The following is a 22,977-nucleotide window of genomic DNA, read 5'->3' on the forward strand; positions in this document are numbered from 1 at the left end:
CAGTTCCGGCCATCGCGGCCTCGCTGCCCCGTTTCGGCTGGATTGCAGTATCGACCGAAACGCAAAAACGAACCGCGAACGCGAACCGCGACTCAGTCGTCGTCGCTGACCGTGTCGACGGTGTCGCGGTCGCCGAAGATGCGGTCCGCGATGACGTGACTGCTCGTGTCCGAGGCGGTCGCCTTCCGCTGGAAGAGCAACTTCGCGGCGACGTCCCACGCGAAGACGACCGCGCCCAAGATCAGGAGCGTGTCGCCGGGCATGCGCAGCCAGAACAGCGCCTGCACCAGCCCGCCGTTGTAGAACTCGAGGCTGCGCGAGGCGGCGTAGCCCTGCGTGAAGGCCGTCTCGAGCTGGAGGAAGCCGATGGGGAGCAGCGACAGGAAGATCATCGCCGCCAGCCCGACGTTACAGAGCCAGAACGACCAGCGCAGTCGCCGGTTCGTCCAGTGGGAGTCACGGGTCGTGAGCCGGAGGATGTAGACGGCCATCCCCATGGCGAGCAGGCCGAAGGCGCCGAACATCGCGCCGTGGGCGTGGGCCACGGTGAGGTAGGTCCCGGTCTGGTAGTAGCTAATCAGCGGGAGGTTGATGAAGAAGCCGATCACGCCGGCCCCGAAGAAGTTCCAGACGCTCGAGGCGACGATGAAGTAGAAGGCCATCCGGTAGGGGAAGTCGGTCCCCGCGGTGTCCATCGCGCGGTACTGGCCGAGCGCCTCGTAGAGGATGAACAGCAGCGGAATGAACTCGAGGGTCGAGAAAACGCTGCCGATGGGCAGCCAGGCTTCGGGGAGGCCGACCCACCAGTAGTGGTGGGAGACGCCGATGATGCCACTGCCCATGACGAGCGCGGCCTGGAAGATGACCGCCTTCTCGGCCGATTTCTTCGTCAGGAGGTTCATCGAGACCAGCGTCAGCGCGATGACGACGACGATGAAGAACTCGAAGACGCCCTCGACCCACATGTGGACGACCCACCAGCGCCAGAACTCGGTCGTGACGATGTTGGTCTGGGGGGTGTAGAGGAAGCCGGCAATGAACAGCAGGCCGATCGAACCGCCGGCGTAGACGATCATGTGGCCCAATCCGTAGCGGGGTTCGCGGTCGAGCAGCGGCTTGAACCCGCGCGCCACGAGGGCGGTCCAGCCGAGGAAGCCGACCAGCAGGCCGAACTGCCAGACGCGGCCGATCTCGAGGTACTCCAGTCCTTCGTTGCCCAGCAGCCACCACAGTTGGCCGTCGAAGACGTTGTTGATGCCGAGCCAGATGCCGGCCAATCCGCCGACCGCGACGACGAGCAGGGCGCCGATCAGCCCCTTGACGTAGCGGGCCTGTTTCGGCGGTTCGCGGCCGGTCAGCAGCGGTGCGAGGAAGAGTCCGGCACCGAGCCACATCGTGGCGATCCAGAGGACGCCGAGGTCGACGTGCCACGTCCGGGCGATCGACCACGGGAGCCACTGGAGGATGTCGAACCCGATCAACTCGTTGAGGCCGAAGAAGCCGTCGCGCTCGACGTAGTAGTGTGCGAGCAGGCCGCCGAGGAACGTCTGGGCGGCAAACAGTAACGCGCCGATGAGGACGAATCGAGTACTCAACAGCTGGCTCGGCGTGAGATCGATCTCCCGCGGGTGGGGGATCGAGACGCCGGCGACCTCGGGTTCGGGGAGTTCGACGCTCTGGTAGAGCCAGATCGCGACCCCAGCCCCGGCGACCAGCAACACCATCGCGATGACGCTCCACGTCATCACCGGCCCGCCGGCCTCGTTGCCCGCGTCGGGCGAGTACGGCCAGTCGTTGGTGAACGACGCTTCGGAGCCGGGGCGCTCAGTGTGAGAGATCCAGGCGGTCCACAGCGCGAAGTCGGCGAACTCCTCGGCCTCCTCGACGCTCGGGACCTGTCCCGCGGGCACGCCGCGCTCGCGGTCGCCCTCATGGTAGCGCTCGACGTACTCCTCGCGGACCTGTTCGTGGGCGTAGACCTCCGCGTCGGAGTACTCGACCTGGTCGGGCTCGTAGCTACTCGACTGGAGTTCCTGCCGGACCTCCTGGTCGATCCCGGCCTGTACCGACGCGTTCAGTTGCGAATAGTTCTGGCCGTGACGCTCCTGCGCGTAATACTCGCGCATGTGCTCGGTCTTCAACTCGAGCGCGTTGGCGGTGTAGTCGGTGTCGTAGTAACTGCCGTGGCCGAGTATCGAACCCTGGTTCATCAAGCCGTTCTCCTGGAAGACCGCCTTCCCGGATTGGACGTCGTCGCCCGTCGCGACCGTTTCGCCGTCCGGGCCGACGATCGTGTCGGGGATTTCCGGTTCGTTCGCGTAGGATAGCCACGCTCCGCCACCCATGACGATGAGGTTCACGACGAAAATCGTCGCGAGGAACGCGGCGAGTTGCTTTCTGGATATCTGCATGACATCCCCAACTCGGACCCTACGCCCCGTCAAACGGCCCGTGAATTCCTACGATCTGGAAAAAGGGACGAATCGGTTCGGGACAGCAGTTAGGGGGAAGACGTTCGTAGTCGTCTCGTCCGTGCGGTCTCGGCTGGAGACTGCTGTCTCGTCCGTCGGGACAAAGGATTCTGCGAAGTGTTCAATCGCCGGTTCGATCGGGCGACGCCTCAGTCGGCCGCCGTCACGATATCGTCCTGATAACTCGCGATTTCCTCGAGGACAGCCTCCCGGTCGTCCTCGCCGACGTCGAACTCCACGAGCGCCTCGTCGAGGTGGGTCGCGATCGCCTGAAAGTTAGCGGGAGTGATGCCCATGTCCGCGTGGACGGCCGCCATCTCGCCGCCCGAGTACTCGACCGGGCCGCCGGCGACCGAACTGATGAACTGGGCCTGATGGGCGCGCTGTTTCTGCATGTCGACATCGTCGAAGTAGCCTGCGACCTGTTCGTCCGCCATGACGCGGTCGTAGAACTCGTCGACGACGGCCGTGATCGCGTCTTCGCCACCGAGTCGTTCGTAGAGGGTTCCGCTCATCGGGCGTGTGTACTAAAGTGAGATAGATAAAATCCGGGCCGAACCGGTTCGACCGAAGACGGGTATTTATCAGTCCCGTCGAATCCAACGGCCCGGTCGGGCACCTCACGCGCCACGAGGGCGAATCGCACTCGCCGTCGGACAAGCGTGCGCTTTTCATACTCGAGGCACCGACTGCTGTCTATGAGAACGCGCGGGACGCTGCGACTGGCGACGAGGGGGTCCGCACTCGCCCGGCGACAGGCCGCCCTGGTACAGGAGGCCTTGGAGGAACGCCGGTACGAGGTCGAACTCGTCACCGTGGAGACGACGGGGGACCAGATCCGGGACGAACTGATTCACCGGCTCGGGAAGACGGGCGCGTTCGTCCGCGAACTCGACGAGCGCGTCCTCGAGGGAGACCTCGACGCCGCGGTCCACTCGATGAAGGACATGCCGACCGAACAGCCCGAGGAACTCGTGACCGCCGGGGTTCCCGAGCGAGGGCAGCCGGGTGACCTCCTCATCACGCCCGACGGCGCGACGCTCTCGGAACTGCCCGACGGCGCGACCGTCGGCACCTCGAGTCTGCGACGGCGCGCCCAACTCCTCTCGGAACGAGATGATCTCGAGGTCGAGCCCCTGCGCGGAAACGTCGATACGCGCATCGAAAAGCTGCTCGCGCCCGCGCTACAGGAGGAGCATCAGGAACGGACGGAAGCCGATAAAGAGCGGAAGGGCAACACCGGAGACGACGACTTCGAACCCGAGTACGACCGCACCACCGACGAGTGGTTCGACGACCTCTCGGAACTCGAGAAGGGCGCGCTCGGCCGCGAGGTCGAAACGGAGTACGACGCGATCGTCCTCGCGCAGGCGGGCCTCGAGCGCAGCGGGCTCGCACACTACGTCGAGTATCAGGAGTTGCCGACGGCGACGTTCGTCCCCGCACCGGGACAGGGGGCGCTCGCGGTGACCGCACGGGACGGCGAGACGGCCCGCGATATCCAGACCGCCATCGATCATCCGCGGAGTCGCGTCGAGACGACCGTCGAACGGACGGTGCTCGCGGAACTGGGCGGCGGCTGTATCGCCCCGGTCGGCATCTACGCGATCCTGCAGGGCGAGTACGTCCGCACGACCGTCACCGTCTTCGACCGCGACGGCGAGGAGTCGGTGACCGGGAGCCGGGATCTGCCCGTCGAGACCCACGCGGAGGCCGCCCGCGAGTTCGCGCGCGATCTCGCGGACCGCGGCGCGGCGGACCTCATCGCGGCGGCCCGCGAAGACGCCGATGGCGACGACGAGGGCGTCTCCGAGGAAAATAAGCCCGAGGGGAAGTAGCTAGCGAGTACCAAATGTCAGGAGACACCATCGACGCCGAACCGGGCACCGTCTACCTCGTCGGCAGCGGCCCCGGCGACCCCGACCTGCTGACCGTTAAGGCAAAGCGCCTGCTCGAGGCCGCGGACGTCGTCCTCCACGACAAGCTCCCCGGTCCGGAGATCATCGAGACCCTCCCCGAGGACCGCCGCGAGGACGTCGGCAAGCGCGCCGGCGGCGAGCGTACCCCCCAGTCCGAGATCAACGAGCGGCTGGTCGAACTCGCTCGCGAGGGCAAGTCCGTCGTCCGACTCAAGGGCGGCGACTCCTTCGTCTTCGGCCGCGGCGGCGAGGAAGCCGAGTATCTGGCGGCCCGCGAGGTCCCCTTCGAGGTCGTCCCCGCCGTCACCTCGGCGATCGCCGCGCCCGCGGTGGCGGGCATCCCGGTGACACACCGCGATCACGCCTCCTCGGTCTCCTTCGTCACGGGCCACGAGGACCCCACGAAGGAGGAGTCCGCGGTCGACTGGGACGCGCTGGCCGCGACCGGCGGCACCATCGTCGTCCTGATGGGCGTCGGCCGCCTGCCGGATTACACCAAAGCGCTGCGCGAGGCCGGCATGGCCCCCGAAACGCCGGTCGCGCTCGTCGAGCGCGGCACGTGGCCGGGCCAGCAGGTCGCGACGGGCACCCTCGAGACCATCGTCGACGCCCGCGACGAGGCGGGGATTTCGCCGCCCGCAGTGACCGTGATCGGCGACGTGGCGGGAACCCGCGAGTCGGTGGTCGACTTCCTGCAAAACGACTACGGCGCGGCCGAAGGGGAGGAGTACCGATGACTGACACGCCTACAGTCGCCGTCTTTCGCCCCGACGACGACCGCCTCGAGCGAGCCGCCGACCTGCTCGCGGATCTCGGTGCCGAGCCGGTTCCGGATCCGATGCTCGCGGTCGAGGCGACCGACGCGACGCCCCGGACCGACGCCGACTACGTCGTTTTCACGAGCAAGACCGGCGCGGAACTCGTCTCCGCGGCGGGCTGGGAGCCGCACGGCGAGACCGTCTGTGCGATCGGCCCCGCGACGGCCGACGCGCTCCGCGACGAGGGGTACGCGGTCGATCTCGTTCCCGACGAGTTCACCTCGAGCGGATTGGTTTCCGCCCTCGAAAGTCAGGTCGACGGCGCGCGCGTCGAAGTCGCTCGCAGCGACCACGGCAGCCCGGTCTTGCTCGAGGGACTCGAGAACGCGGGCGCGTACGTCCACGAGACGATTCTCTACCGACTCGCCCGTCCCGAGGGAAGCGGCGACTCGGCGCGACTGGCCGCCGACGGCGACCTCGACGCGGCCTGTTTCACCTCTTCGCTGACCGTCGCACACTTCCTCGAGGCCGCCGCCGAGCGGGGGATCCGCGAGGACGCGCTCGCGGGGCTCGCGGACGCGACCGTCGGCGTCATCGGCGAGCCGACGGCCGAAACCGCAGCGGAGCGAGGGATCGAGGTCGACGTGGTACCCGAGGAAGCGACCTTCGAGGCGCTCGCGCGGGAGACGGTTACAGCGACGCCGGTTCCAAAGGAGTAACGACCGCGTTTTCGCATCGCTTCGGCCGTCTCGTTCGAGCCGCGCGTCGAACGATCCGCGGGTTTATGAGCGAAGCCGCCCCACTGTTCCCCGATGGCAGGGCCGGTTCCCGAACTCGAGGATCGCGCGGTAACGTGCGCCGAACGGCTGTGCGACGCCGATCGCGTGCTGCTCGCTTCGCACATCGACGCCGACGGGCTTACCAGCGCCGCGATCGCCGCACAGGCCCTCGAGCGGGCAGGAATTCCGTTCGAGACCGTCTTCGAGAAACAACTCGACGAGGACGCGATCGCCGCGATCGCGGCGACCGACTACGACACCGTTCTCTTCACCGACTTCGGAAGCGGCCAGCTCGATATCATCGGCGACCACGAGGCGGCGGGCGATTTCACGCCCGTCATCGCGGACCACCACCAGCCCGCCGACCGGGAGACGGAGTACCACCTCAATCCGCTGCTGTTCGGGATCAACGGGGCCTCGGAGCTGTCCGGAGCCGGGGCGAGTTACGTCCTCGCGCGGGCGCTGGCGTCTGTTTCTGACAACGAACCGGATCCCGCAGTCGCGGCGGATGGTGGTGAGCCGAGTCAAACGAGGCGAGCCTCGTCGGAACCCCGCTCCGACGGTGGAATCGTCACCGCATCGGGGGCGACGAACGTCCGCGCCGACAACCGCGACCTCGCCGCCCTCGCGGTCGTCGGCGCGGTCGGCGACATGCAGGCCTCCGGCGGCGAACTCCACGGCGCGAACGCGGGCATCGTCGAGGAGGGCGTCGCGGCCGGCGTCCTCGAGACGGGCAAGGATCTCGCACTCTACGGGAAACAGACCCGGCCGCTCCCGAAACTGCTCGAGTACGCGACCGACGTTCACATTCCGGGGATCTCGAACGACGAAAACGGCGCGCTGCGATTCCTCGACGGCCTCGATCTCGAGTTGAAACGCGACGGGGAGTGGCGGCGCTGGGCCGGGCTGACCAACGACGAGAAACAGACCGTCGCCAGCGCGCTCGTCCAACGAGCCGTCTCGAGCGGCGTCCCAGCAAAAAAGATCGACCAACTCGTGAGTACGGCCTACGTCTTGAGCGAGGAGCCCGTCGGCACCGAGCTCCGGGACGCAAGCGAGTTCTCGACCCTGCTGAACGCGACCGCCCGCTACGAACGGGCCGACGTGGGGCTCGGCGTCTGTCTCGGCGATCGAGACGGCGCGCTCGAGCGCGCGCGACAACTCCTGCGCGAACACCGGCGGAACCTCTCGAACGGGATCGACCTCGTCACTCGCGAGGGCGCGACCCAGGAGGACCACGTCCAGTGGTTCCACGCGGGCGACGAAATCCGCGAGACCATCGTCGGCATCGTCGCGGGCATGGCGATGGGAAATCAGGGAATCAGCCGCTCGAAGCCGATCATCGCCTTCGCAGAGAAGAGCGCGGGGCACGGCTCCGCGAACCGGAGCGGCGACGCCGCGGAGGACGACGACGAGGTCAAAGTCTCCTCGCGGGGCACCCACTCGCTCGTCCGACAGGGGCTCGACCTCTCGGTCGTGATGGGCGAGGCCTCCCGCGCTGTAGGCGGCGACGGCGGCGGCCACGATGTTGCAGCGGGAGCAACGGTGCCGAAAGGTACGGAGGAGGCGTTCGTCGAGCACGCCGACGAAATCGTCGGCGAGCAACTCTCGTAACGGACACGATTCCCAGCGTTGCCGACTCGAGACCCGATTACGTCGATCTGTCCATTGAGGCCGGCACCGTCGGCAGCAACGGCGCGCGCGAGGTGAACATGTACGCCGTCTTCCGCACCGCACCTTTGCCGTACTGAACCGCGCTCTTGCGGATCGGCGTGCGCTTGCCGTGAATCTGGGTCCGGCCCTCAAGGATCGCATCGACGAGGTCGTCGCCGTCGATATCGACCTTCGTCGGGTTCGCCGTGTCGGGGGTCACGAGAACCTCGGTGAAGGCCTTACCCACGTTCGGCAGGTAGTGGGCGTCGCTGGCTCCGATCTGGGGATAGTCGCGACGCGTCGCGAAGGTGCGAGCACGCCGGTTTCGGTAGCCGGTAAAGACCATCGAATTGTAGGTCTCGATAGCGTCGGCGTCGTCGATATTGCGTTTCCGGACGCCGTGACGGCTGCGCTGAAAGGGGTGGGGAACGATCGCCACGCCGCCGAGTTCGCGGACGGTCTCGACGGTCTCCATGAACGGCCGGCCGGGATCAGGACGCTTCTCGACGCCGATCGCGAGCAGGTGACCCTGTTGGGTCGACACCTCGACGCCGGGAATGCCGATCAACCCGTATTTCGGTGCGAGGTTGGCGGCGCGCAGCGATTCGTCGATCTCGTCGTGGTCGGTGATGACGACGCCGTCGAGTCCGATATCGGCGGCGTGTTCCAGGATGAGTTCGATCGGTTCGTGCCCGTCGTAGGAGTCGTCGGAGTGGACGTGAAAGTCGATCGCGAACGGAATCTGAGTGGTCATGGGGGATGCCAGGTATCAGGTGCGGCGGAAGTCGCTACCACCAATAGCTCGTTGTCGCGCATAAACACTGCGCTGCTGACCGGCAGTAGCGCGCTGTTCGGAATTCAATATATCGTTATGTGGTTTGTGACTCGAGTCGGGCAGTCGTGAGAGAGACCGAGTTCGAACGGAAGACACAGCAATACGGCAAAAACCGGCGAAATGAGCGGTTGGAGATCAGACGAGTCTCGAGCGGACTCTACAGCGATCTCGCGGACGACCGGCGATCAGGAGCGACTATCGAGCTGGTATCAACAGCACTGCGCTCGAGTTTTCAGCGGAACACGATTGCAAGCACCGCGATCGAATCGTAACTCTCCCCGTCCTTGTCGGCGAGCTCGCTCTCGGCAATCCGGTACTCCCTGTTCACGTCCCGGGTGCGATGGCCGCGAGCGGGCAAGAAAACGACCGAGGTCGTCGGCCTCGCAAGCGAGTTCGAGCGCGTCGATGGAGATTCGCGCGAGTGGGATGCAATCGTGAAACGAATCGGTTGCGAGGAGTCCCCCATCTGCTCCGACTGCGAGTCTGACCCACCGGAGGACCAGAGCAGTCGAACGACAGCCGTCGGCGTCGGTCCTCGAGGAGGCTGGAGAGGTGAGCACGTCAATGTCCTCCATCCTTCCGGTCCGAGGACGGCGAGACGGCGTCGTGGCCGGCAGCGGTTCGCAATCTCGTTCGGATCGGTCGTCCCCGGCGATGGCCTCGAAGTTCGAGCGGTCAATACCGGCGATTTCGCCGCTTCACGAGACGCCAATCCTCCGCTCGAGCAGTTCGTCCGGTGATTCGTCGTCAACTCACCCGCTCGCGCCGAGGAGCGAGACCGTCATACCCGACTGGTTCGGAAAGCGGCGGAGTCCCTCGAACGCCACACCACATCACGCGGCCAGTGATAGCTCAGTCGCTCGAGATCGATGTGTCGACCTGTTCGTCTGCTGGCGTTCGCGGACTCGAGCGGGCCGAATCACACCGTGCGCATTCAAGGAATAAATTATATAACGATATACTAAATTCGACCAACGGGCGGACGAGGGGTCGCCGTGGCGAATTGGTAGGGCAGCCTAAACTTCGATGGACTTATCATGGTTTAGGTTGGCCTAAACAATAACTGATCCGACGACGGGAGCGCGGAGACGGGCCGTTCGGCGGGGTTGCAGTACGGCACTCGTCCGTCGAGCACGGTCCGCGCGGAGCCCGCGGCGGAGCAACGACTGGAGGAAACCCATGGTCGGAACCACACTCAGAGAGATTCGCCATCACATCGAACAGTTGGCCAGCGACGACGGGTCGTACTACGTCGTCTGCGCTCGCTCCGGCGAACGGCCCGTCCCGGTCGCCGGCCAGCGCTTTGCGACCCGCACGGACGCGGCCGACGCCGCACGGGCCACCGAACAGTACCGCGCCGCGCTCAGACGGTACGATCCGCAGTTACCCTACTACGATCCGGTCGCCTGTCAGGAGCGACCGGCCGACGCGGACGGAGATGCGGACACGAAGACGGACGAGGCCACTCACGGTTCCGCTCGAGCAGGACCGAAAACCCAAGCGCAGCCGTCGGCCAGCGGAACGCAAGGGAGCCGGGACGACCCGCTGATCAGTTTCTGTCACGACGTCTCGGGGGCCGTCTTCGAGTCGCTCTCGGTCCGGGAACACGAGGACGCCGAGCGGGCGATCATGGAGACGTATATGGCCGCCGCCGAAGCGACGAGCGACCGGAATACGCTCTGTCTGGTCCTACTCGAGGCGATGGCGTCGGAACTCGAGGCGCATCTGAGCGCAACGGAACGGACCGAGGTGCTGCAAGCGGCAGCGGCGAATCTCTCACCGGTCGAGCCGGCGGACGATCCGGTCGACGAGAGCCTCGCGTTCCTGGATTCGCTGTCGCTGGTCCGAGAGTACGGCGTCACGCGGGATTCGGCCGACGCGACCGGCGACATCTGGACCGTCTCCCTGCGAGGATACGCCATCGAGTGCGGCGAGCAACGGTTCCCGACGCTGCCGATCGGGATCGATATCCTGCGTCGGTCGGCGACGACGACCGCAGCGCTCGGCGTGACCGACGTCACCGCACTCGGCGACGGTGACTGGCAGTTCGTCCTGACGAGCGACACGGAGGCGACCGGCGGACTCGTCTGTACGCGGGAGGCGGAGCAATGACCGGGTCGACGGCGGCCCACCGGGCGCTCGAGCATCTCGACGCGGAGGAAGACGCCGTTGCGGAGCGCGGGGAAGCCTTCGAGGCCTTCGCGGAGCGCGTGCGGGCGGTGCCGGCGAAACCCCCCGCGTCGGCGGGAATCCAACAAGCGACCGCGGCGACACCGGTGGCGACGGCGGGCGTACAGGGATCGACCCCTGAAGTGTCCGGAGACCGCTGTGTCACCGTCCGGGAGGCGTTCGCCGAAACGGTCCGGCCACACAGCACCGCCGACCTCGCGGACGAGGAATCGCTCGCCGAGACGATCGCGGCGGAGTTGACCGAGGACATCGCCGTCGCGCTCGCGACCGAAACCGGGTGGACGCCGCCGCTCAAACGGGCCGTTCTCGCGGAGATCGGGAACAGACAACGGGAGGTGACGGCGCTCCAAGACACCCTGCAAAACGAACGGGACACGCTCGAGGCAGCGATCGACGAAATCGACGAGATCGTCGCGTGGCTGCAGTCGACGGCCGACGAGTCACTCTTACAGTGTGACTTCGAGACGCTGCGGGCGAAACACGAGCGGCTCGCGACCTATCGGGAGCGACTCGAGGCGCGGACCGAAGCGCGGCAAGCACAGTTTACCGGGTCGACGAATCGCTACGGTCCGGGCGGGACTCGGTATCGAACGGTGGTAGCATCGCTTTACTCGGCGTGTTCGGCCCGGTATCCGCTCCTCTCAAGTACGACGCGGCTGTACGGAATCTGTGGGGATTGTCAGGAAACGGTTCGAGCGCACCTGACCCGGCGCGTGTGACGGTCCCGGGTGCGGTCGCCAGGTATCGAGGTGCCGTCGGCACTATTTCGGCCGGGAGAGGCCGTTCGGAACGAGATCGGTGAGGGAGACGCTGTCGAGTACTTCGCCCACCTCGAGTGCGTCGTCGGCCGCCGAGACGGTGTCGTGAATGCGGTGCATACAGTCGAGCAGGCCGTCGACGGCGGCCCGTTGCGTCGAGACGCGGCCGATCGACTCGGTGATCGTCCGGTCCGCGAGGAAGTACCGATATCGGAGCTCCCAGCACCGACAGATGCCCAGACCCGGGTGGGATCGGTCGGCGATGGTCGCCTCCGCTATCAGTTCGATCGGCGGCCGGCTGTGACGATAGGTGAACCGATCGTTTCGGAGTTCGGCGAGCCCCCATCTCGGCGGCAACGCCTCGCGCGGAATGGGGTCCTGATCAGCAGCCATGTGCGTCGATATCGCCCAGAACGGGAGTGTCCGTTCCGCTTGCAAGCGCACGCTCCTATATAGGGATCCCCTACAGCATCAACTGTGTGTTACGTCTCCGAGCCGCGAGTCGGGTCCGAACGCAACGCGATCCTACCAGAGCTGATCGATCCGGAAGAGGACCCACCGAGCGGGGGCAATCGTCCGACTTTTAGTGTCGCTACCGTTGGACTACGGTATGGCCGACTTCGATCCCGAGAAGTTCGAGGACAAGTACGCCAACTACTTCCCCGAACTGCAGCAGGCGTACAAGAACGCGTTCAACCGTATGAACGACCAATACGACTCCGAGCTGGTCCACGCGATCGACCAGCAAGTCCTCAACGAGAGCGAGCCGTTCTACGAAGGGGACGGCGAGTTCCGCGTCGAACTCCCCGACGACCCCTACGGACGGGTCTCTGGCGTGCTCGTCGAGGAAGACCGGTTCGAAACGGTACTCGAGACCCACGTCGAGGAGATCGAAAGCGAACTGCAGCGCGTCTTCGGGTTCCAGTAATCCGAAAACCGATTCGTCCGTCCGCGCGTCGCGGTCGCCGGCAGCCGAACATGGAGGACGGAAGGTTTAGGGGGGCTGATACCCAATGCATTTCTATGAGCACCGAGACCCAGAACGACGGGGACGACCTCGAGGACCGCGTGACGAACTTCCTGCGACGGAACTTCCCGCAGATTCAGATGCACGGCGGCAGCGCGGCGATTCAGGATATCGATCGCGAGACCGGTGAAGTCAGCATCGCCCTCGGTGGCGCGTGCAGTGGCTGCGGTATCTCGCCGATGACGATTCAGGCGATCAAGAGCCGAATGGTCAAGGAAATCCCCGAGGTCGAGAAGGTCAACGCCTCCACCGGCATGGACGGCGGTGAAGAGGAGATGGACGGCATGAGCCCCTCCTTCCCCGGCGAGACCGTCGACGACGACGGCGGCGAAGCCGACGAAGGCCCGGAAGCACCGTTCTAACGCCTCGTCCGCGCGGTTCCGAACCGACGGTTTTGCTATTTTAGCCGCATAGCACCGGCGCCGGGTGTGACCGACTTCGGTCGCTCAGTCTCTGATCGCCGCGAGAAGCGAAGACGGATCACCGCACGTCTCGACCGCGTTCCCAGGTCCTGACCAGCGCCGCGAGTATCTGATTCGTCGGTACCTCGAGGACGTGATCGGCCGCGCGGTCGACGACGTAGCCGTTGATTGCGTCAATCTCGGTCCGGCGGTCGGCCAGCACGTCTTGGCGCATGGAGGACGTGTTGGCGGCCGTCGCCTCGGCGACCCCTTCCATCGCGGCCAGCGCGTCGCGGTCCGACAGGGTAACGTCGCAGGCGCGAGCGACGCGTGCCGTCTCGCGGGCGGCGCTACGGGCGAGGTCAGTGGCCGGCTCCGCGAGGACGGCACCGTTTTCCGTCGCGGTCAGGGCCGTCACCGGGTTGATCGCCGCGTTGACCGCGAGTTTCTCCCACAGGCGGCGGGGCATGTCGTCGGCGACGGTCGTCTCGAGGCCGGCGGTCGCGAACGCCTCGCCGACCCGATCCGCGGTGTCCGAGGGGCCGCCGTCCCGAGCGCCCAGCACGACTTCGCCGACGCCGGTACAGTCGACGACGCCCGGTTCCCGCAGGATCGCGCCGTAGGTCGCCGTGCCGGCGAGGACCGGGGCCTCGAGTCGCGCCGCGAGCGTCGCCTCGTTTCCCATCCCGTTCTGCAGCGAGAGCACGGCCTCGAACGACCCTGTCGCGAGCGCCTCCGCGGCCGCGGCGGTGTCAAACGATTTGACCGCCACGATCGCGAGGTCCGCCTCGAGACCCGTTCCGTCGGTCGTCGCCGCCGGAAACACGCGGTCGGGATACTCGTCCCCGACCCCGTCGAGGCGCAGTCCCGACTCGCGAACGGCGTCGGCGTGGGCCGCTCGAGCGACGAGCGTGACCGCGTGTTCGCGCGCGAGCAGCCCGCCGACGAGACTGCCGAGACTCCCCGCGCCGAACACGACGATGTCCATGGCTCGAGGTGGAACGAGCGGAATAAAAACGGTTGTCGTCTGGGAGTCGGGAAGGCAGGCGGCCGTGCTCAGTCCTCGATCCGTACACAGGTCCTCGAGGCCGGTGTCGCCCGTCTTCGGTTACAGTGTCCGTCTCGAGCCCCAATCGTCGCTGCTCGCGGAGCGTGCGAATTGCCCGCACGAATCGACGCCGCGAGCGAGAATAAATCCTATTTCGATATATAGAATTGGTGGGTGAGGGTGAGCACCGAACTGATCGGTCGATGCCGCCTCGAGTCAGTCCTCGGTCCAGTACATCAGATTTTCCCGCTGCGTGTCGCAGTTCGGACATTCGTCGGGGAGACCGCCCTCGATGTCGCCCATTTCGCCGCACTCCATACAGCGCCACATCAAGTGGGCCTCGCCGAATTCGTGGCCCGAACGGGCGTGCTCGACGCTCATCGCCTCGGCTCCCTCGCGAGTGGTAACGAAGAAGCCGCTCTGTTCGAAGCCGCGAATGCGTCCGATTTCGTTCCCGTCCTCGTCGTAGACCGTCTGTCCGAAATTGAGGTGTTCTATCGCCTCGAGGGCCTCCTCGTCACCCTCCTTCGTCGGTGTCTCGCCAGTCTCGACCATGGGAACGTCCACGCCAGCAACGTCGATAAAGACACAGCGCGCATTGTGCGAGCGGCCGCTCGAGGGTGTGAGTCGCGCGATAGAGGAGCTTTCAGATGAGGGAGTCTGTCGATACCGTGAGCGCACACATGAGCTGTCTCTCGGACTCCGAGAGTATGATAGCTCTCATCGTGGTAATAGAAAACAATATACAGTCTTCGGAGAGACACGTGCTATGATAGTTCGTCTCAGTATCGTCCCGCCCGACACACCCCTCAGTCGCAATCCGTGTGCTAATACGGATGCAGGCCGTTCCAACGATGACGTGATTCGATCATGAGCGGGACCGGTATCGCTCCCGTCGGCGACTGTCGGATCGCCTACCGGCGGGCGGGGACGAGCGGTCCGCCCGTCGTCCTCTGTCACGGTGCCGGTATCGACGACGCGACCGTCTCGTGGCGACACACTATCGACGCCCTCGCGGACGACTATCGAGTCTACGCGCTCGACTGGCCGGAGTACGGGAACAGCACGGGAGATGTCACACACTCCGTCGAGACGTACGTCGACATCCTCGAGGGCTTCCTCGAGACGCTCCCCTTCGAGCGCGTCTCGCTGGCCGGCATCTCGATGGGCGGCGGCGTCGCCCTCGGCTACGCGCTCGAGCACCCGGACCGCGTCGAGCGACTCGCGCTCGTCGACAGCTACGGGCTCGGCGGGCGGCTGCCCAGCGCCCTCGCCTGGAAGACCCTCTCACAGGTCCCCGGAATGACCGAATTCGGGAAGATCGCCGCCAGTACCACGACGAGGAGCGTCCGCATGGTCCTCGATTCGCTCGTCGCAGACGCCGACGCGTTGCCCGATCGCTTCGTCGACGACGCCAGACGAAAGCTGATGGAGCCGGGCTCGATACAGGCGTTCAAGGCGTTTCAGGACAACGAACTCTCCTTCAGCGGCCGCGTCGCGACGAACTTCGTCGACGACCTCGAGTCGCTGTCGGTCCCGACGCTGCTCGTCCACGGGAAACAGGACCCGCTGGTCCCCGTCGAGTGGTCGATCCGCGCGGCGGAGAAGATTCCGAACAGCGAACTGGAACTGATCGACGACTGCGGCCACTGGACGCCTCGAGAGCGACCCGAGCGGTTCAACGAGCGGCTCCGCGAGTGGCTGCCGGACCCGCAGGATGCGCCGATGCCGCAGTACACCAAGGACGGAATGCCCGGCGTGACTCGAGCCAGCGGCGACTAGTTTCGTTCGTCTCATCTGTGTTCGGCCGGGAGCACGGCTCGAGCAACGCGAGAGCCGTGCGATCCGGGGGAGGGCAGGCAGTTCACCGAATCTGCCGCGAGCGACCGCAGGGAGCGAGCGGGCCGACGACTGATGTAAGCGAGCACCGCGAGCGAACGGAAGGAGGAGTGCTTTTGATGGAAATTTTGCCGAGGGCGCAGCGAAGCCGCGCCCGCAGGGCAAAATTTCCTACATGAAATCCTCGATCCCACTCTGCTTGTTCTTATCGTTCTCGAAGATACTCTCGAGCGAGCGCTCGAGGACCTCTAACCGCTGTTTCGTGTAGTCCCGGCAGTCGTACTCCTCGGCGACCTGGATCGCGGTTTGCATGTACTTGTTCACCGACCCCTTGTGGACGGTGAGGTTGACGCGGCCGCCACACTCCCGGCAGTCGCCGGTCAGGGGCATCCGCCGGAACTTCTCGCCGCAGTCGAGACAGCGCGTCTCCTGCCGGGAGAAGGCCCGCAGGTTGCCGATCAGGTCCGGCAGGAAGTGGTACTCGATGACCCGCTCGGCCACGTCCGTTTCGTCGACGGCCGCAAGTTTGCGCGAGAGCTCGAGCTGGGCGTCCATTTTGTCCATCATCGAGCCGAGCGTCTTGTACGCCGAGAGGTCGGGCCCCATCGCGATGTCGGTGGTGTCGTGGGTGTGCTCGAAACCGGTGTACTCCGTGTCGGTGCCCAGCGTGTCCTCGGCGATCTCGACATCGACGTCCTCCGGGTCGGCCTGCTCGCGGGTTGCGAGGTAGAACTCGCGGGGGTACTGCGAGACGACGTCCATGTTGTGGGCCTCGTCGTCGATCTCGGAGGGGTCGATGCGGGAGGACATGACCAGCGGGGCGTCCATCTTCCCCCCGCGCTGGTCGGGGAGGAAGGACTTACTGAAGTTGAGAAGTCCGTCGAGAAGAAGCATAACACAATCTTCGTCACCGTCGCAGTTCCGCCGTTTAGCGGCGTGAAAGTACGGATGCGCGTATCCGACCGCCGCGCTCGTGAAACCAATCACTCTCCCGACAGTTGCCGCCGACGTGTGGGGCGCCATCCCGAAGACGAGTTCGCCGACCAGCTCTTGCCGGTCCTCGAACTCGTAGAACGGCTCGAGGCCGTAGTACTGCTCCAACAGGTCGTCGATGAAGTCGGCGGTCTGGAGCATATGCTCGGCGGCGCCGTCCGAGAGGACGATGTCCTGCACTTTCAGCTCCACGAGCTGGTCCTCGTGGGTCAGCGGTTCGCCGTGGATGTCCTCCTCGTAGCCGAGCGCCTGGAGTTGGCCGACGTCGATGTCGAGTTCGCTCGCCCGGACCGACGTGACCGGCAGGTCGGTCATGTCGTAGCGGACGGTGCCGTCCTTGAACGAGGAAACGTCGTGTTTCGCGCGCAGGATCCCCTTCTCGATGGGTTCGGGGATCTTGGTCGACGACGTGAGTCCCTTGACGCCTTTCAGAATCTCGAAGGCGTTCTCGCGCTCGCCGACCGACTCGAGGGCGTCGCGGTACTCCTCGTGGACATCGATCTCGCGGGGTTCGACGCAGGTCCCCTCGCGCTCGCAGTGGTCGCACTCGACGCGACCGGCCTCGTCGGGCTCGAGGCGCTGATCGCAGTCGGGACAGCGGTAGTCCGGCGTCGTCCGGGCGTCACAGTCCGGACAGCGGTTCTTGAAGGTCTCGGTGCCACAGGACTCACAGCGTTGGCGGCCGATCTGCAGTTCGACGACGCCGGGGGTATCGGACATCGTCTCGGCGTGTTTGGCGGCGTCGGCGACGTTGCGCTGTGCGCCGCCGGCCTCGCCGATCGGGAACAGCGTGTGGACCGGCGGGCTCAGGTCGCGGCGCTCGGACTTCTCCGGTCGCCCCATTCGGTTGCCGACGCGCGTCGGGGCGCGTTCGCGCACCTGAAACGGCGCGACCTCGTTGACCGCCTCGATGGCGTTGTCGCCCTCGGCCTCGTGGCCCCACGTTCGGGCGCGCTCGGAGAGGTCGGCGTCGGCCCACGTGCGCTCGAGTTCGACGGCGGGCTCGCGGGCCTCGGGCTCGAGTGCCGCGCCGTCGGCGGCGGTGCGTCGCGGTTCGCAGCCGACCGTGCGGACGAACGGCCGCCAGTCGTCGATTTCGATGCGGTCCTCGTCCGGCCGCTGGCGGTGCTCGAGGACGATCCGCTCGAGGGCCTCGCGGACGGGGTCGCTGTACTCGAGGATGAGCGTCGAGTCGCCCTCGAGGTCCCCCTCGATCCGGCCGTCCGCGACGGCCGCGGCCAGCGACCGGAACGCGTCGACGGAGATGTCGTGCCAGAGGGAGGTATACTCGGGGTGGAGCGGCGCGTCGTACTCGGTGGCCCACGCTACGGCTTCCTCGGGGTCGGGGAACTCGAGGTCGATCCGGGGGTCGTCCTCGAGGGCCTGAACGTCCGCGCCCGCGGCGTCGAGGTCCTGTACCCACCACTCGTAGGTGTAGGAGGCGGGTGCGAGCGGGTGGTTGTTCTCGACGAACTCGCCGTAGTTGACGAGGTACTCGCCGAGGTCGAGGATCGCCTCGACGCCGTTTCGAATCTCGAGGGCGTCTTCGGGGTCGTCGATCCGCCGAACGTCGCCGTTGGCGAGTTTGACCGTCGGCCCCTCCAGCGAGTCGACGGGGACGACGCCGGCGGCCTTCCCGGGGCGTTCGGTCTTGATCTGCGTGCCCGTCGCGAGGAAGTCGTCGACCAGATGCATCGCGGCGGGGTGGACGCCCGCAGTCGCGAAGCCGTGGTTTCGCGCTCGGCCGTAGCGGAGCCGAAAACCGCCCCTCGCGCAGGGGTGAGAGAAGACGGGGCGGCCGGCGATCAGGTCCCGGAGGAACTTCTCGGAGGTTTCGACGCGGGGCGGGCCGTCGGGTTCGTCCGCGTCGCCGTCGGCATCGTCCTCCGCAACTTCGTCTTCGTCGCTCTCCGCAGCCTCCTCGTCCGTGTCGTCGGCGTCGGCATCATCGGTGTCGTCCGCGGCGTCGTCCTCGTCGTCGTAGTAGTTGCCGTCGATGAGGTCCTGCAGCCACGGCCAGTCGACCTCGTCTAAGTTGCGGGTGTAGCGCTGGATCTTCGGTGCTTTCAGCGCGATCCCCTCGCCGAGGACGAGACACATCCCGCCGCGGGCGCTGTTGGTGTCGACCCGCTCGAGGTCACGGAAGCCCGAAACCTCCTCGTCGCCGGTGGCCTCCCCGTCGAGCATGATCGGGAGGTGTTTGGCGATGAACTTGGCCTCCTTGGCCTTGGGACAGTACTGGAGCCCCGTTTCCTTGTCGTAGAGGGCGATCTCCTCGGCGTAGCGTTCGACCTCCTCTTGGCGGATGTTGTACTGTTCGATGCCGACCAGCGCGCGCGTGTAGTCGGCCACGAGCACCGAGAGGGCCTGTGCGGTCCCGCCGGCCGAGCGGATCGGGCCGGCGTAGTAGACGTTGACGAACTCCGTCCCGTCGTCGTTCTCGAGGATTTCGACCCTGTCGATCCCCTCGATGGGCGCTGCGACGACGCCCTCGGTCAGGAGCGCGACCGCAGTGCGGACCGCACCCTCGACCTTGCCCGCTTTCGTCTCGTAGTCGCCGACGCGCCCCTCGGCGAAGTCCTCCGCGAGTTCGAGGGCGGCCTCCTCGCGGCTCATCTGCCCCTCGAGTTCGCGGACTCGCTCGGCGACGCCCTCGATCCCGAGGATGTTCTCGACGCGGTCGGCCATGTCCTTGGCGACCGGGATCTCGACCTCGGGTTTCGGATCGCCGCCCCGTTCTTTGGCTCGCTCGGCGACGTCTAAGGCCTCGTCGAGCTGGTCCTCGAGCCCCTCGAAGTACCGTTCGTCTTCCGGCCGCATATCAGAGCCAGAGGTCCAGTTCGGTGGTCTCGTCGTACTCGCGCTCGAGGGGCTCCTCGAAGACGCGCATGTGGACCTCGCCGGCCCAGACGGTGGCCTCGTTCAGGTGGCCGGCGTAGGCGGTTCCCTCGTCGTCCGAGAGGACCGCGTGCGTGTGGGCGAAGCGCTCGTCGTCGAGCCGCGAGACGTTCCCGACGCAACTCGCGACCTCGAGCGGCTCGTCGAACTCGATCGGGTAGTACTCGCACTCCTCTTGATCGTAGAACCAGAGTTCGGCGTCTTGGACCGCGCCGAGCGCGGTAAACCAGGCGGCGTCGGCCTCGACCTCGTCCGCGAGCGACTCGATCTCGGCCCGCCAGTCGGCACCGTGCTCGAGGGTGGCGACGTACTCCTCGGTGGTTTCGACGGCTCGGTAGTTCATACGCATCTACTGTGACGGCCGGCAGAAAAAGCCCACCGGTCGCGCCGCGGCCGAGTGCAGCGCGGTCGATCGCGGCAGTGTCGGGTTGCCCGCCGTTGCGAGCGACTGCGCGCGACGCGAGTTCGGGGCAGGTGCCCGGAGAGGCGGCCTCGATCTCACGCACAATAGTCACTAGTACAACTAGTAGCCAGTTATATAATCGACCGGCGGTCGCTCGGCCGCGAGAGAAATCGGCTAATATGTACAGTATGACGCATTAGTGTACAGAAATCGATCTCACACGAGAGAGTACGAATTCATTATCGAGCAGTAAAAAGCGATTTGCACGTTTTACCCTGTTGATACCAAAATAGGTGGGATGCTACCACACATCAGGATGGTGTCCAATCAGTCAACGACGCGGCGGCGACTCCTCGCTTCGGGGGCCGCCGTCTCCGCGGCAGTGGTCGCAGGGTGTATCGGTGGGGGCGGCAGCGGCGACGGCGAAGCGTTCCACTTCACGCAAGAGCAGTCGCGCGAGGAGCAGTTCGACCCCGTCATCTCGAACGACGCCTACAGCTTTCAGGTGATACAGCTCGTCTTCGACGGGCTCTACGAGTTCGACGAGGGCCTCGAGCTCCAGCCGAATCTCGCGACGGGCGAGCCGACCGTCGAGCGCGACGGCACCCGGTACATCTTCGAGATCGAAGAAGCCGCGGAGTTCCACAACGGCGACGACGTGACCGCCACCGACGTGGCACACTCGTTTACCGCGCCCGTCGAGGAGGAGACCGAAAACGCCGCCGAGTACGACATGATCGAGAGCACCGAGGTCGTCGACGACTATCAGCTGCAAGTCGACCTCGGCGAGGATCCGTACGGCCCGTTCGAACTCCAGACGATGGGCGTGACCGTGGTCCCCGAATCGGTCCGGACCGACGACCGCGACGCGTTCAACACGGACCCCGTGGGGTCGGGGCCGTTCACCTTCGCCGAACTGCAGGAAAACGAGTACGTCGAGATCGAGCGGTGGGACGACTACTGGGGCGACCTGGACCCGAACCTCGAGCGGGTCCGCTTCGAGGCCCACGACGACGAGGCCGGCCGCGTCTCCGACATCCGCTCGGAGAACACCGACGCCATCGCGGGCATTCCAAACGACGACTGGGACGTCCTCGAGGGCGAGGACGGCGTGACCCTCCACTCGGCGGAGAGCCCGACGTTCATGTACATGGCGTTTAACTGCAACGAAGGGCCGACGACCAACACTGACGTGCGGCGGGGGATCGCCCACTCGTTCTCGATGCAGGACTTCATCGAGTCCAACGGCGCGAACGTGACCTCGCCGATGTACAGCCCGATCCCGCCGGTCGTCAACGAGGTCTGGGGCTTCCCCGCGGACGAGTATCAGGACCTCCTCCCCGACTACGATCCCGACCAGGCCCAGTCGCTGCTCGAGGAACACGCGCCCGACGGCTTCGAGCCGACGATCATCACCCCGGAGGGGATCCGGGCGCAACTCGCCGAGCGGATCGCCACTCGGCTGGACGAGATCGGCTACGGGGCGGACGTCCAAGTGCTCGACTTCGCGACGCTGGTCGACACGTACACGACCGGCAGCGCGGACGACTACCAGATGTACCTGCTGGGCTGGACCGGCGGCCCGGACCCCGATTTCTACCTCTATTCGCTCTTCCACGAGAGCCAAGCAGAGGTCAATCAGGGCCACTTCTACGAGGGCAGCGACGGCTTCCACGACGACATCGCGCAGGCGCGTAACTCGGCCGATCAGGACGAACGATACGACCTCTACGAACCCGTCATCCGGGAGATCGTCGAGGAACTGCCGGCGCTTCCGGCGTTCACGCAGGACAACACGATGGCGTCCCGTGACTACGTCCAGGACCTCCAAGCGCACCCGGAGGTCACGCGAAACCCGGACCTCATCGCCGATCACGCGAACGTGTCGATGGAGTGAGCACACCGACCGTTGGGTCGAGTTCGGCGGTCGGCGAATCGATCCGACGGACGGTCCGAAGTGGTCCGAGCGTAGCGACGAGACGACAACCCGACTCGCGAACCGATGAAACTACTCAAGTACACGATATACAGGCTCCTGCAGGCGATCCCCGTCCTGATCGGGATCTCCGTCATCACGTTCCTGCTGGCGAATCTGGGGCCGGGCGACCCGGTCAGTCTGATGTTGCAGGGACAGGAACACAGCGAGGAACTGGTCCGGACGATCGAGCGGCGGTACGGCCTCGACAGGCCGCTCCACGAGCGGTACCTGACCTACATGGGTGGCCTGCTTCAGGGCGATTTCGGACAGAGCATCCACCACCAGCGACCGGTCGCCGACCTGATGGTGAACCGGATCGGGCCGACGCTCCTGTTGGTCCTGTCAGCCTACGCGTTCGCGCTGGCGACGGCGATCCCGCTCGGGATCATCGCCGCCAACCGGCGGAACGAGCCGACCGATCACGTCTCGCGGATCGCCGCGCTCGTCGGCGTCAGCACCCCGTCGTTCTGGATCGGCATCGTCCTGATCCTGATCTTCGCGGTCACACTCGGCTGGCTCCCCTCGAGCGGGCTCATCTACCCGTGGCGGCCGCCGGGTTCCTACCGGGGGATCGACGGTCACCTCGAGCTCTACTACGAGTCGGCCAGACACCTCCTGTTGCCGATGATCGCGCTGGGGACCTTACAGATGGCGACGATCATGCGCGTCGAGCGCACCCAGATGATCGAGTCGCTGCAGGGCGAGTACGTCAAGTTGGCTCGCGCCTACGGCGTACCGGAGCGGACGATCCTGCGAAAGCACGCCTTCAACGTCGCCCAGCTCCCGATCATCACCATCGTCGGACTGAACCTGTCGACGGCGATCGGCGGCGCGGTGCTGGTCGAGACGGTGTTCAACATCAACGGGATGGGCCGGCTGTTCGTCAACGCGATCTCGACGAACGACTACCAGCTCGTGATGGGGATCACGATGATGCTCGGGTTCCTGTTCGTGATCGGCGTCATCATCACCGACATCTCCTACGCGTACGTCGACCCGCGAGTCACCTACGGTGAGCGAGAGTAAC

The 22,977-nt window shown here is 65.9% G+C and carries 19 protein-coding genes; 11 read left to right on the forward strand and 8 right to left on the reverse strand.

The genetic code is table 11. The annotated features are described in order from the left end of the window. Positions 1-92: 92 nt before the first annotated feature. Both FEJ81_RS18165 and FEJ81_RS18170 read right to left on the reverse strand, forming a co-directional pair. Entirely contained in the window at positions 93-2,411 is a 2,319-nt protein-coding gene (locus FEJ81_RS18165; RefSeq protein WP_138246611.1) for a nitric-oxide reductase large subunit, read from the reverse strand. 209 nt (positions 2,412-2,620) lie between these two features. Then, positions 2,621-2,986: a group I truncated hemoglobin gene (locus FEJ81_RS18170; protein ID WP_138246612.1), complete on the reverse strand. Its 366-nt coding sequence runs from the start codon at positions 2,984-2,986 to the stop codon at positions 2,621-2,623. Between the two features lie 183 nt (positions 2,987-3,169). Here FEJ81_RS18170 and hemC point away from each other — a divergent pair, with 183 nt between their 5' ends. The 4 genes from hemC (at position 3,170) to FEJ81_RS18190 (ending at position 7,541) form a co-directional block, all read left to right on the forward strand. Further along, complete coding sequence (hemC, locus tag FEJ81_RS18175; RefSeq protein ID WP_138246613.1) at positions 3,170-4,309, forward strand: hydroxymethylbilane synthase; 1,140 nt, start codon at positions 3,170-3,172, stop codon at positions 4,307-4,309. A gap of 14 nt (positions 4,310-4,323) precedes the next feature. After that, the gene (gene cobA / locus FEJ81_RS18180) at positions 4,324-5,127 is read left to right on the forward strand and encodes a uroporphyrinogen-III C-methyltransferase (RefSeq protein WP_138246614.1); all 804 of its coding nucleotides are present in this window, start codon (positions 4,324-4,326) and stop codon (positions 5,125-5,127) included. Further along, positions 5,124-5,867, forward strand: coding sequence for a uroporphyrinogen-III synthase (locus tag FEJ81_RS18185; protein ID WP_138246615.1), 744 nt, complete (start codon positions 5,124-5,126; stop codon positions 5,865-5,867). The genes cobA and FEJ81_RS18185 overlap by 4 nt, the downstream gene beginning before the upstream one ends. Before the next feature lie 93 nt (positions 5,868-5,960). Then, entirely contained in the window at positions 5,961-7,541 is a 1,581-nt protein-coding gene (locus FEJ81_RS18190) for a single-stranded-DNA-specific exonuclease RecJ (RefSeq protein ID WP_138246616.1), read from the forward strand. Between the two features lie 37 nt (positions 7,542-7,578). On the opposite strand, the gene FEJ81_RS18195 is transcribed toward FEJ81_RS18190, so the two are convergent. Then, the gene (locus FEJ81_RS18195) at positions 7,579-8,334 is read right to left on the reverse strand and encodes a PHP-associated domain-containing protein (RefSeq protein WP_138246617.1); all 756 of its coding nucleotides are present in this window, start codon (positions 8,332-8,334) and stop codon (positions 7,579-7,581) included. A gap of 1,260 nt (positions 8,335-9,594) precedes the next feature. On the opposite strand from FEJ81_RS18195, the gene FEJ81_RS18200 reads away from it, so the two are divergent. Further along, positions 9,595-10,527 (forward strand): DUF7551 domain-containing protein, encoded by a 933-nt coding sequence (locus FEJ81_RS18200; protein WP_138246618.1) that lies wholly within the window; start codon positions 9,595-9,597, stop codon positions 10,525-10,527. Further along, positions 10,524-11,324: a DUF7260 family protein gene (locus FEJ81_RS18205; protein ID WP_138246619.1), complete on the forward strand. Its 801-nt coding sequence runs from the start codon at positions 10,524-10,526 to the stop codon at positions 11,322-11,324. Before FEJ81_RS18200 ends, FEJ81_RS18205 begins: the two co-directional genes overlap by 4 nt. A gap of 42 nt (positions 11,325-11,366) precedes the next feature. Here the strand turns inward: FEJ81_RS18205 and FEJ81_RS18210 are convergent, their stop codons facing one another. Then, on the reverse strand, positions 11,367-11,756 hold the full coding sequence (locus FEJ81_RS18210; protein WP_138246620.1) for a hypothetical protein: 390 nt from the start codon (positions 11,754-11,756) through the stop codon (positions 11,367-11,369). Positions 11,757-11,973: 217 nt separating this feature from the next. Here FEJ81_RS18210 and FEJ81_RS18215 point away from each other — a divergent pair, with 217 nt between their 5' ends. Beyond that, positions 11,974-12,291, forward strand: coding sequence for a DUF5783 family protein (locus FEJ81_RS18215; RefSeq protein WP_138246621.1), 318 nt, complete (start codon positions 11,974-11,976; stop codon positions 12,289-12,291). 95 nt (positions 12,292-12,386) lie between these two features. After that, entirely contained in the window at positions 12,387-12,752 is a 366-nt protein-coding gene (locus tag FEJ81_RS18220; RefSeq protein WP_138246622.1) for a NifU family protein, read from the forward strand. Positions 12,753-12,870: 118 nt separating this feature from the next. On the opposite strand, the gene FEJ81_RS18225 is transcribed toward FEJ81_RS18220, so the two are convergent. Then, on the reverse strand, positions 12,871-13,779 hold the full coding sequence (locus FEJ81_RS18225) for a ketopantoate reductase family protein (RefSeq protein ID WP_138246623.1): 909 nt from the start codon (positions 13,777-13,779) through the stop codon (positions 12,871-12,873). 276 nt (positions 13,780-14,055) lie between these two features. Then, on the reverse strand, positions 14,056-14,394 hold the full coding sequence (locus FEJ81_RS18230; protein WP_138246624.1) for a DUF7130 family rubredoxin-like protein: 339 nt from the start codon (positions 14,392-14,394) through the stop codon (positions 14,056-14,058). A gap of 315 nt (positions 14,395-14,709) precedes the next feature. Between FEJ81_RS18230 and FEJ81_RS18235 the strand changes: the two genes are divergently transcribed. Beyond that, positions 14,710-15,621, forward strand: a complete 912-nt coding sequence (locus FEJ81_RS18235) for an alpha/beta fold hydrolase (protein WP_138246625.1) — start codon at positions 14,710-14,712, stop codon at positions 15,619-15,621. Between the two features lie 228 nt (positions 15,622-15,849). Here FEJ81_RS18235 and FEJ81_RS18240 read toward each other — a convergent pair whose 3' ends face one another. After that, positions 15,850-19,491: a DNA polymerase II large subunit gene (locus FEJ81_RS18240; protein ID WP_138246626.1), complete on the reverse strand. Its 3,642-nt coding sequence runs from the start codon at positions 19,489-19,491 to the stop codon at positions 15,850-15,852. A gap of 1 nt (position 19,492) precedes the next feature. Next, positions 19,493-19,912, reverse strand: coding sequence for a PPC domain-containing DNA-binding protein (locus FEJ81_RS18245; protein ID WP_138246627.1), 420 nt, complete (start codon positions 19,910-19,912; stop codon positions 19,493-19,495). Positions 19,913-20,288: 376 nt separating this feature from the next. Here FEJ81_RS18245 and FEJ81_RS18250 point away from each other — a divergent pair, with 376 nt between their 5' ends. Both FEJ81_RS18250 and FEJ81_RS18255 read left to right on the forward strand, forming a co-directional pair. Beyond that, a complete protein-coding gene (locus tag FEJ81_RS18250) occupies positions 20,289-21,869 on the forward strand; it encodes an ABC transporter substrate-binding protein (RefSeq protein WP_138246825.1) in 1,581 nt (526 codons plus the stop codon). A gap of 105 nt (positions 21,870-21,974) precedes the next feature. Next, a complete protein-coding gene (locus FEJ81_RS18255) occupies positions 21,975-22,976 on the forward strand; it encodes an ABC transporter permease (protein WP_138246628.1) in 1,002 nt (333 codons plus the stop codon). The last annotated feature ends 1 nt before the right edge of the window (position 22,977 follow it).

Source organism: Natrinema versiforme, assembly GCF_005576615.1.
Classification (GTDB): Archaea; Halobacteriota; Halobacteria; order Halobacteriales; family Natrialbaceae; genus Natrinema; species Natrinema versiforme_A.

Coding starts and splice junctions, on each gene's coding strand:
- FEJ81_RS18250 (WP_138246825.1), top strand. CDS start 20,289: ATGGTGTCCAATCAGTCAACGACGCGGCGGCGACTCCTCGCTTCGGGG.
- FEJ81_RS18190 (WP_138246616.1), top strand. CDS start 5,961: ATGGCAGGGCCGGTTCCCGAACTCGAGGATCGCGCGGTAACGTGCGCC.
- hemC (WP_138246613.1), top strand. CDS start 3,170: ATGAGAACGCGCGGGACGCTGCGACTGGCGACGAGGGGGTCCGCACTC.
- FEJ81_RS18230 (WP_138246624.1), bottom strand. CDS start 14,394: ATGGTCGAGACTGGCGAGACACCGACGAAGGAGGGTGACGAGGAGGCC.
- FEJ81_RS18195 (WP_138246617.1), bottom strand. CDS start 8,334: ATGACCACTCAGATTCCGTTCGCGATCGACTTTCACGTCCACTCCGAC.
- FEJ81_RS18245 (WP_138246627.1), bottom strand. CDS start 19,912: ATGAACTACCGAGCCGTCGAAACCACCGAGGAGTACGTCGCCACCCTC.
- FEJ81_RS18240 (WP_138246626.1), bottom strand. CDS start 19,491: ATGCGGCCGGAAGACGAACGGTACTTCGAGGGGCTCGAGGACCAGCTC.
- FEJ81_RS18185 (WP_138246615.1), top strand. CDS start 5,124: ATGACTGACACGCCTACAGTCGCCGTCTTTCGCCCCGACGACGACCGC.
- FEJ81_RS18205 (WP_138246619.1), top strand. CDS start 10,524: ATGACCGGGTCGACGGCGGCCCACCGGGCGCTCGAGCATCTCGACGCG.
- FEJ81_RS18225 (WP_138246623.1), bottom strand. CDS start 13,779: ATGGACATCGTCGTGTTCGGCGCGGGGAGTCTCGGCAGTCTCGTCGGC.
- FEJ81_RS18255 (WP_138246628.1), top strand. CDS start 21,975: ATGAAACTACTCAAGTACACGATATACAGGCTCCTGCAGGCGATCCCC.
- cobA (WP_138246614.1), top strand. CDS start 4,324: ATGTCAGGAGACACCATCGACGCCGAACCGGGCACCGTCTACCTCGTC.
- FEJ81_RS18170 (WP_138246612.1), bottom strand. CDS start 2,986: ATGAGCGGAACCCTCTACGAACGACTCGGTGGCGAAGACGCGATCACG.
- FEJ81_RS18235 (WP_138246625.1), top strand. CDS start 14,710: ATGAGCGGGACCGGTATCGCTCCCGTCGGCGACTGTCGGATCGCCTAC.
- FEJ81_RS18210 (WP_138246620.1), bottom strand. CDS start 11,756: ATGGCTGCTGATCAGGACCCCATTCCGCGCGAGGCGTTGCCGCCGAGA.
- FEJ81_RS18215 (WP_138246621.1), top strand. CDS start 11,974: ATGGCCGACTTCGATCCCGAGAAGTTCGAGGACAAGTACGCCAACTAC.
- FEJ81_RS18220 (WP_138246622.1), top strand. CDS start 12,387: ATGAGCACCGAGACCCAGAACGACGGGGACGACCTCGAGGACCGCGTG.
- FEJ81_RS18200 (WP_138246618.1), top strand. CDS start 9,595: ATGGTCGGAACCACACTCAGAGAGATTCGCCATCACATCGAACAGTTG.
- FEJ81_RS18165 (WP_138246611.1), bottom strand. CDS start 2,411: ATGCAGATATCCAGAAAGCAACTCGCCGCGTTCCTCGCGACGATTTTC.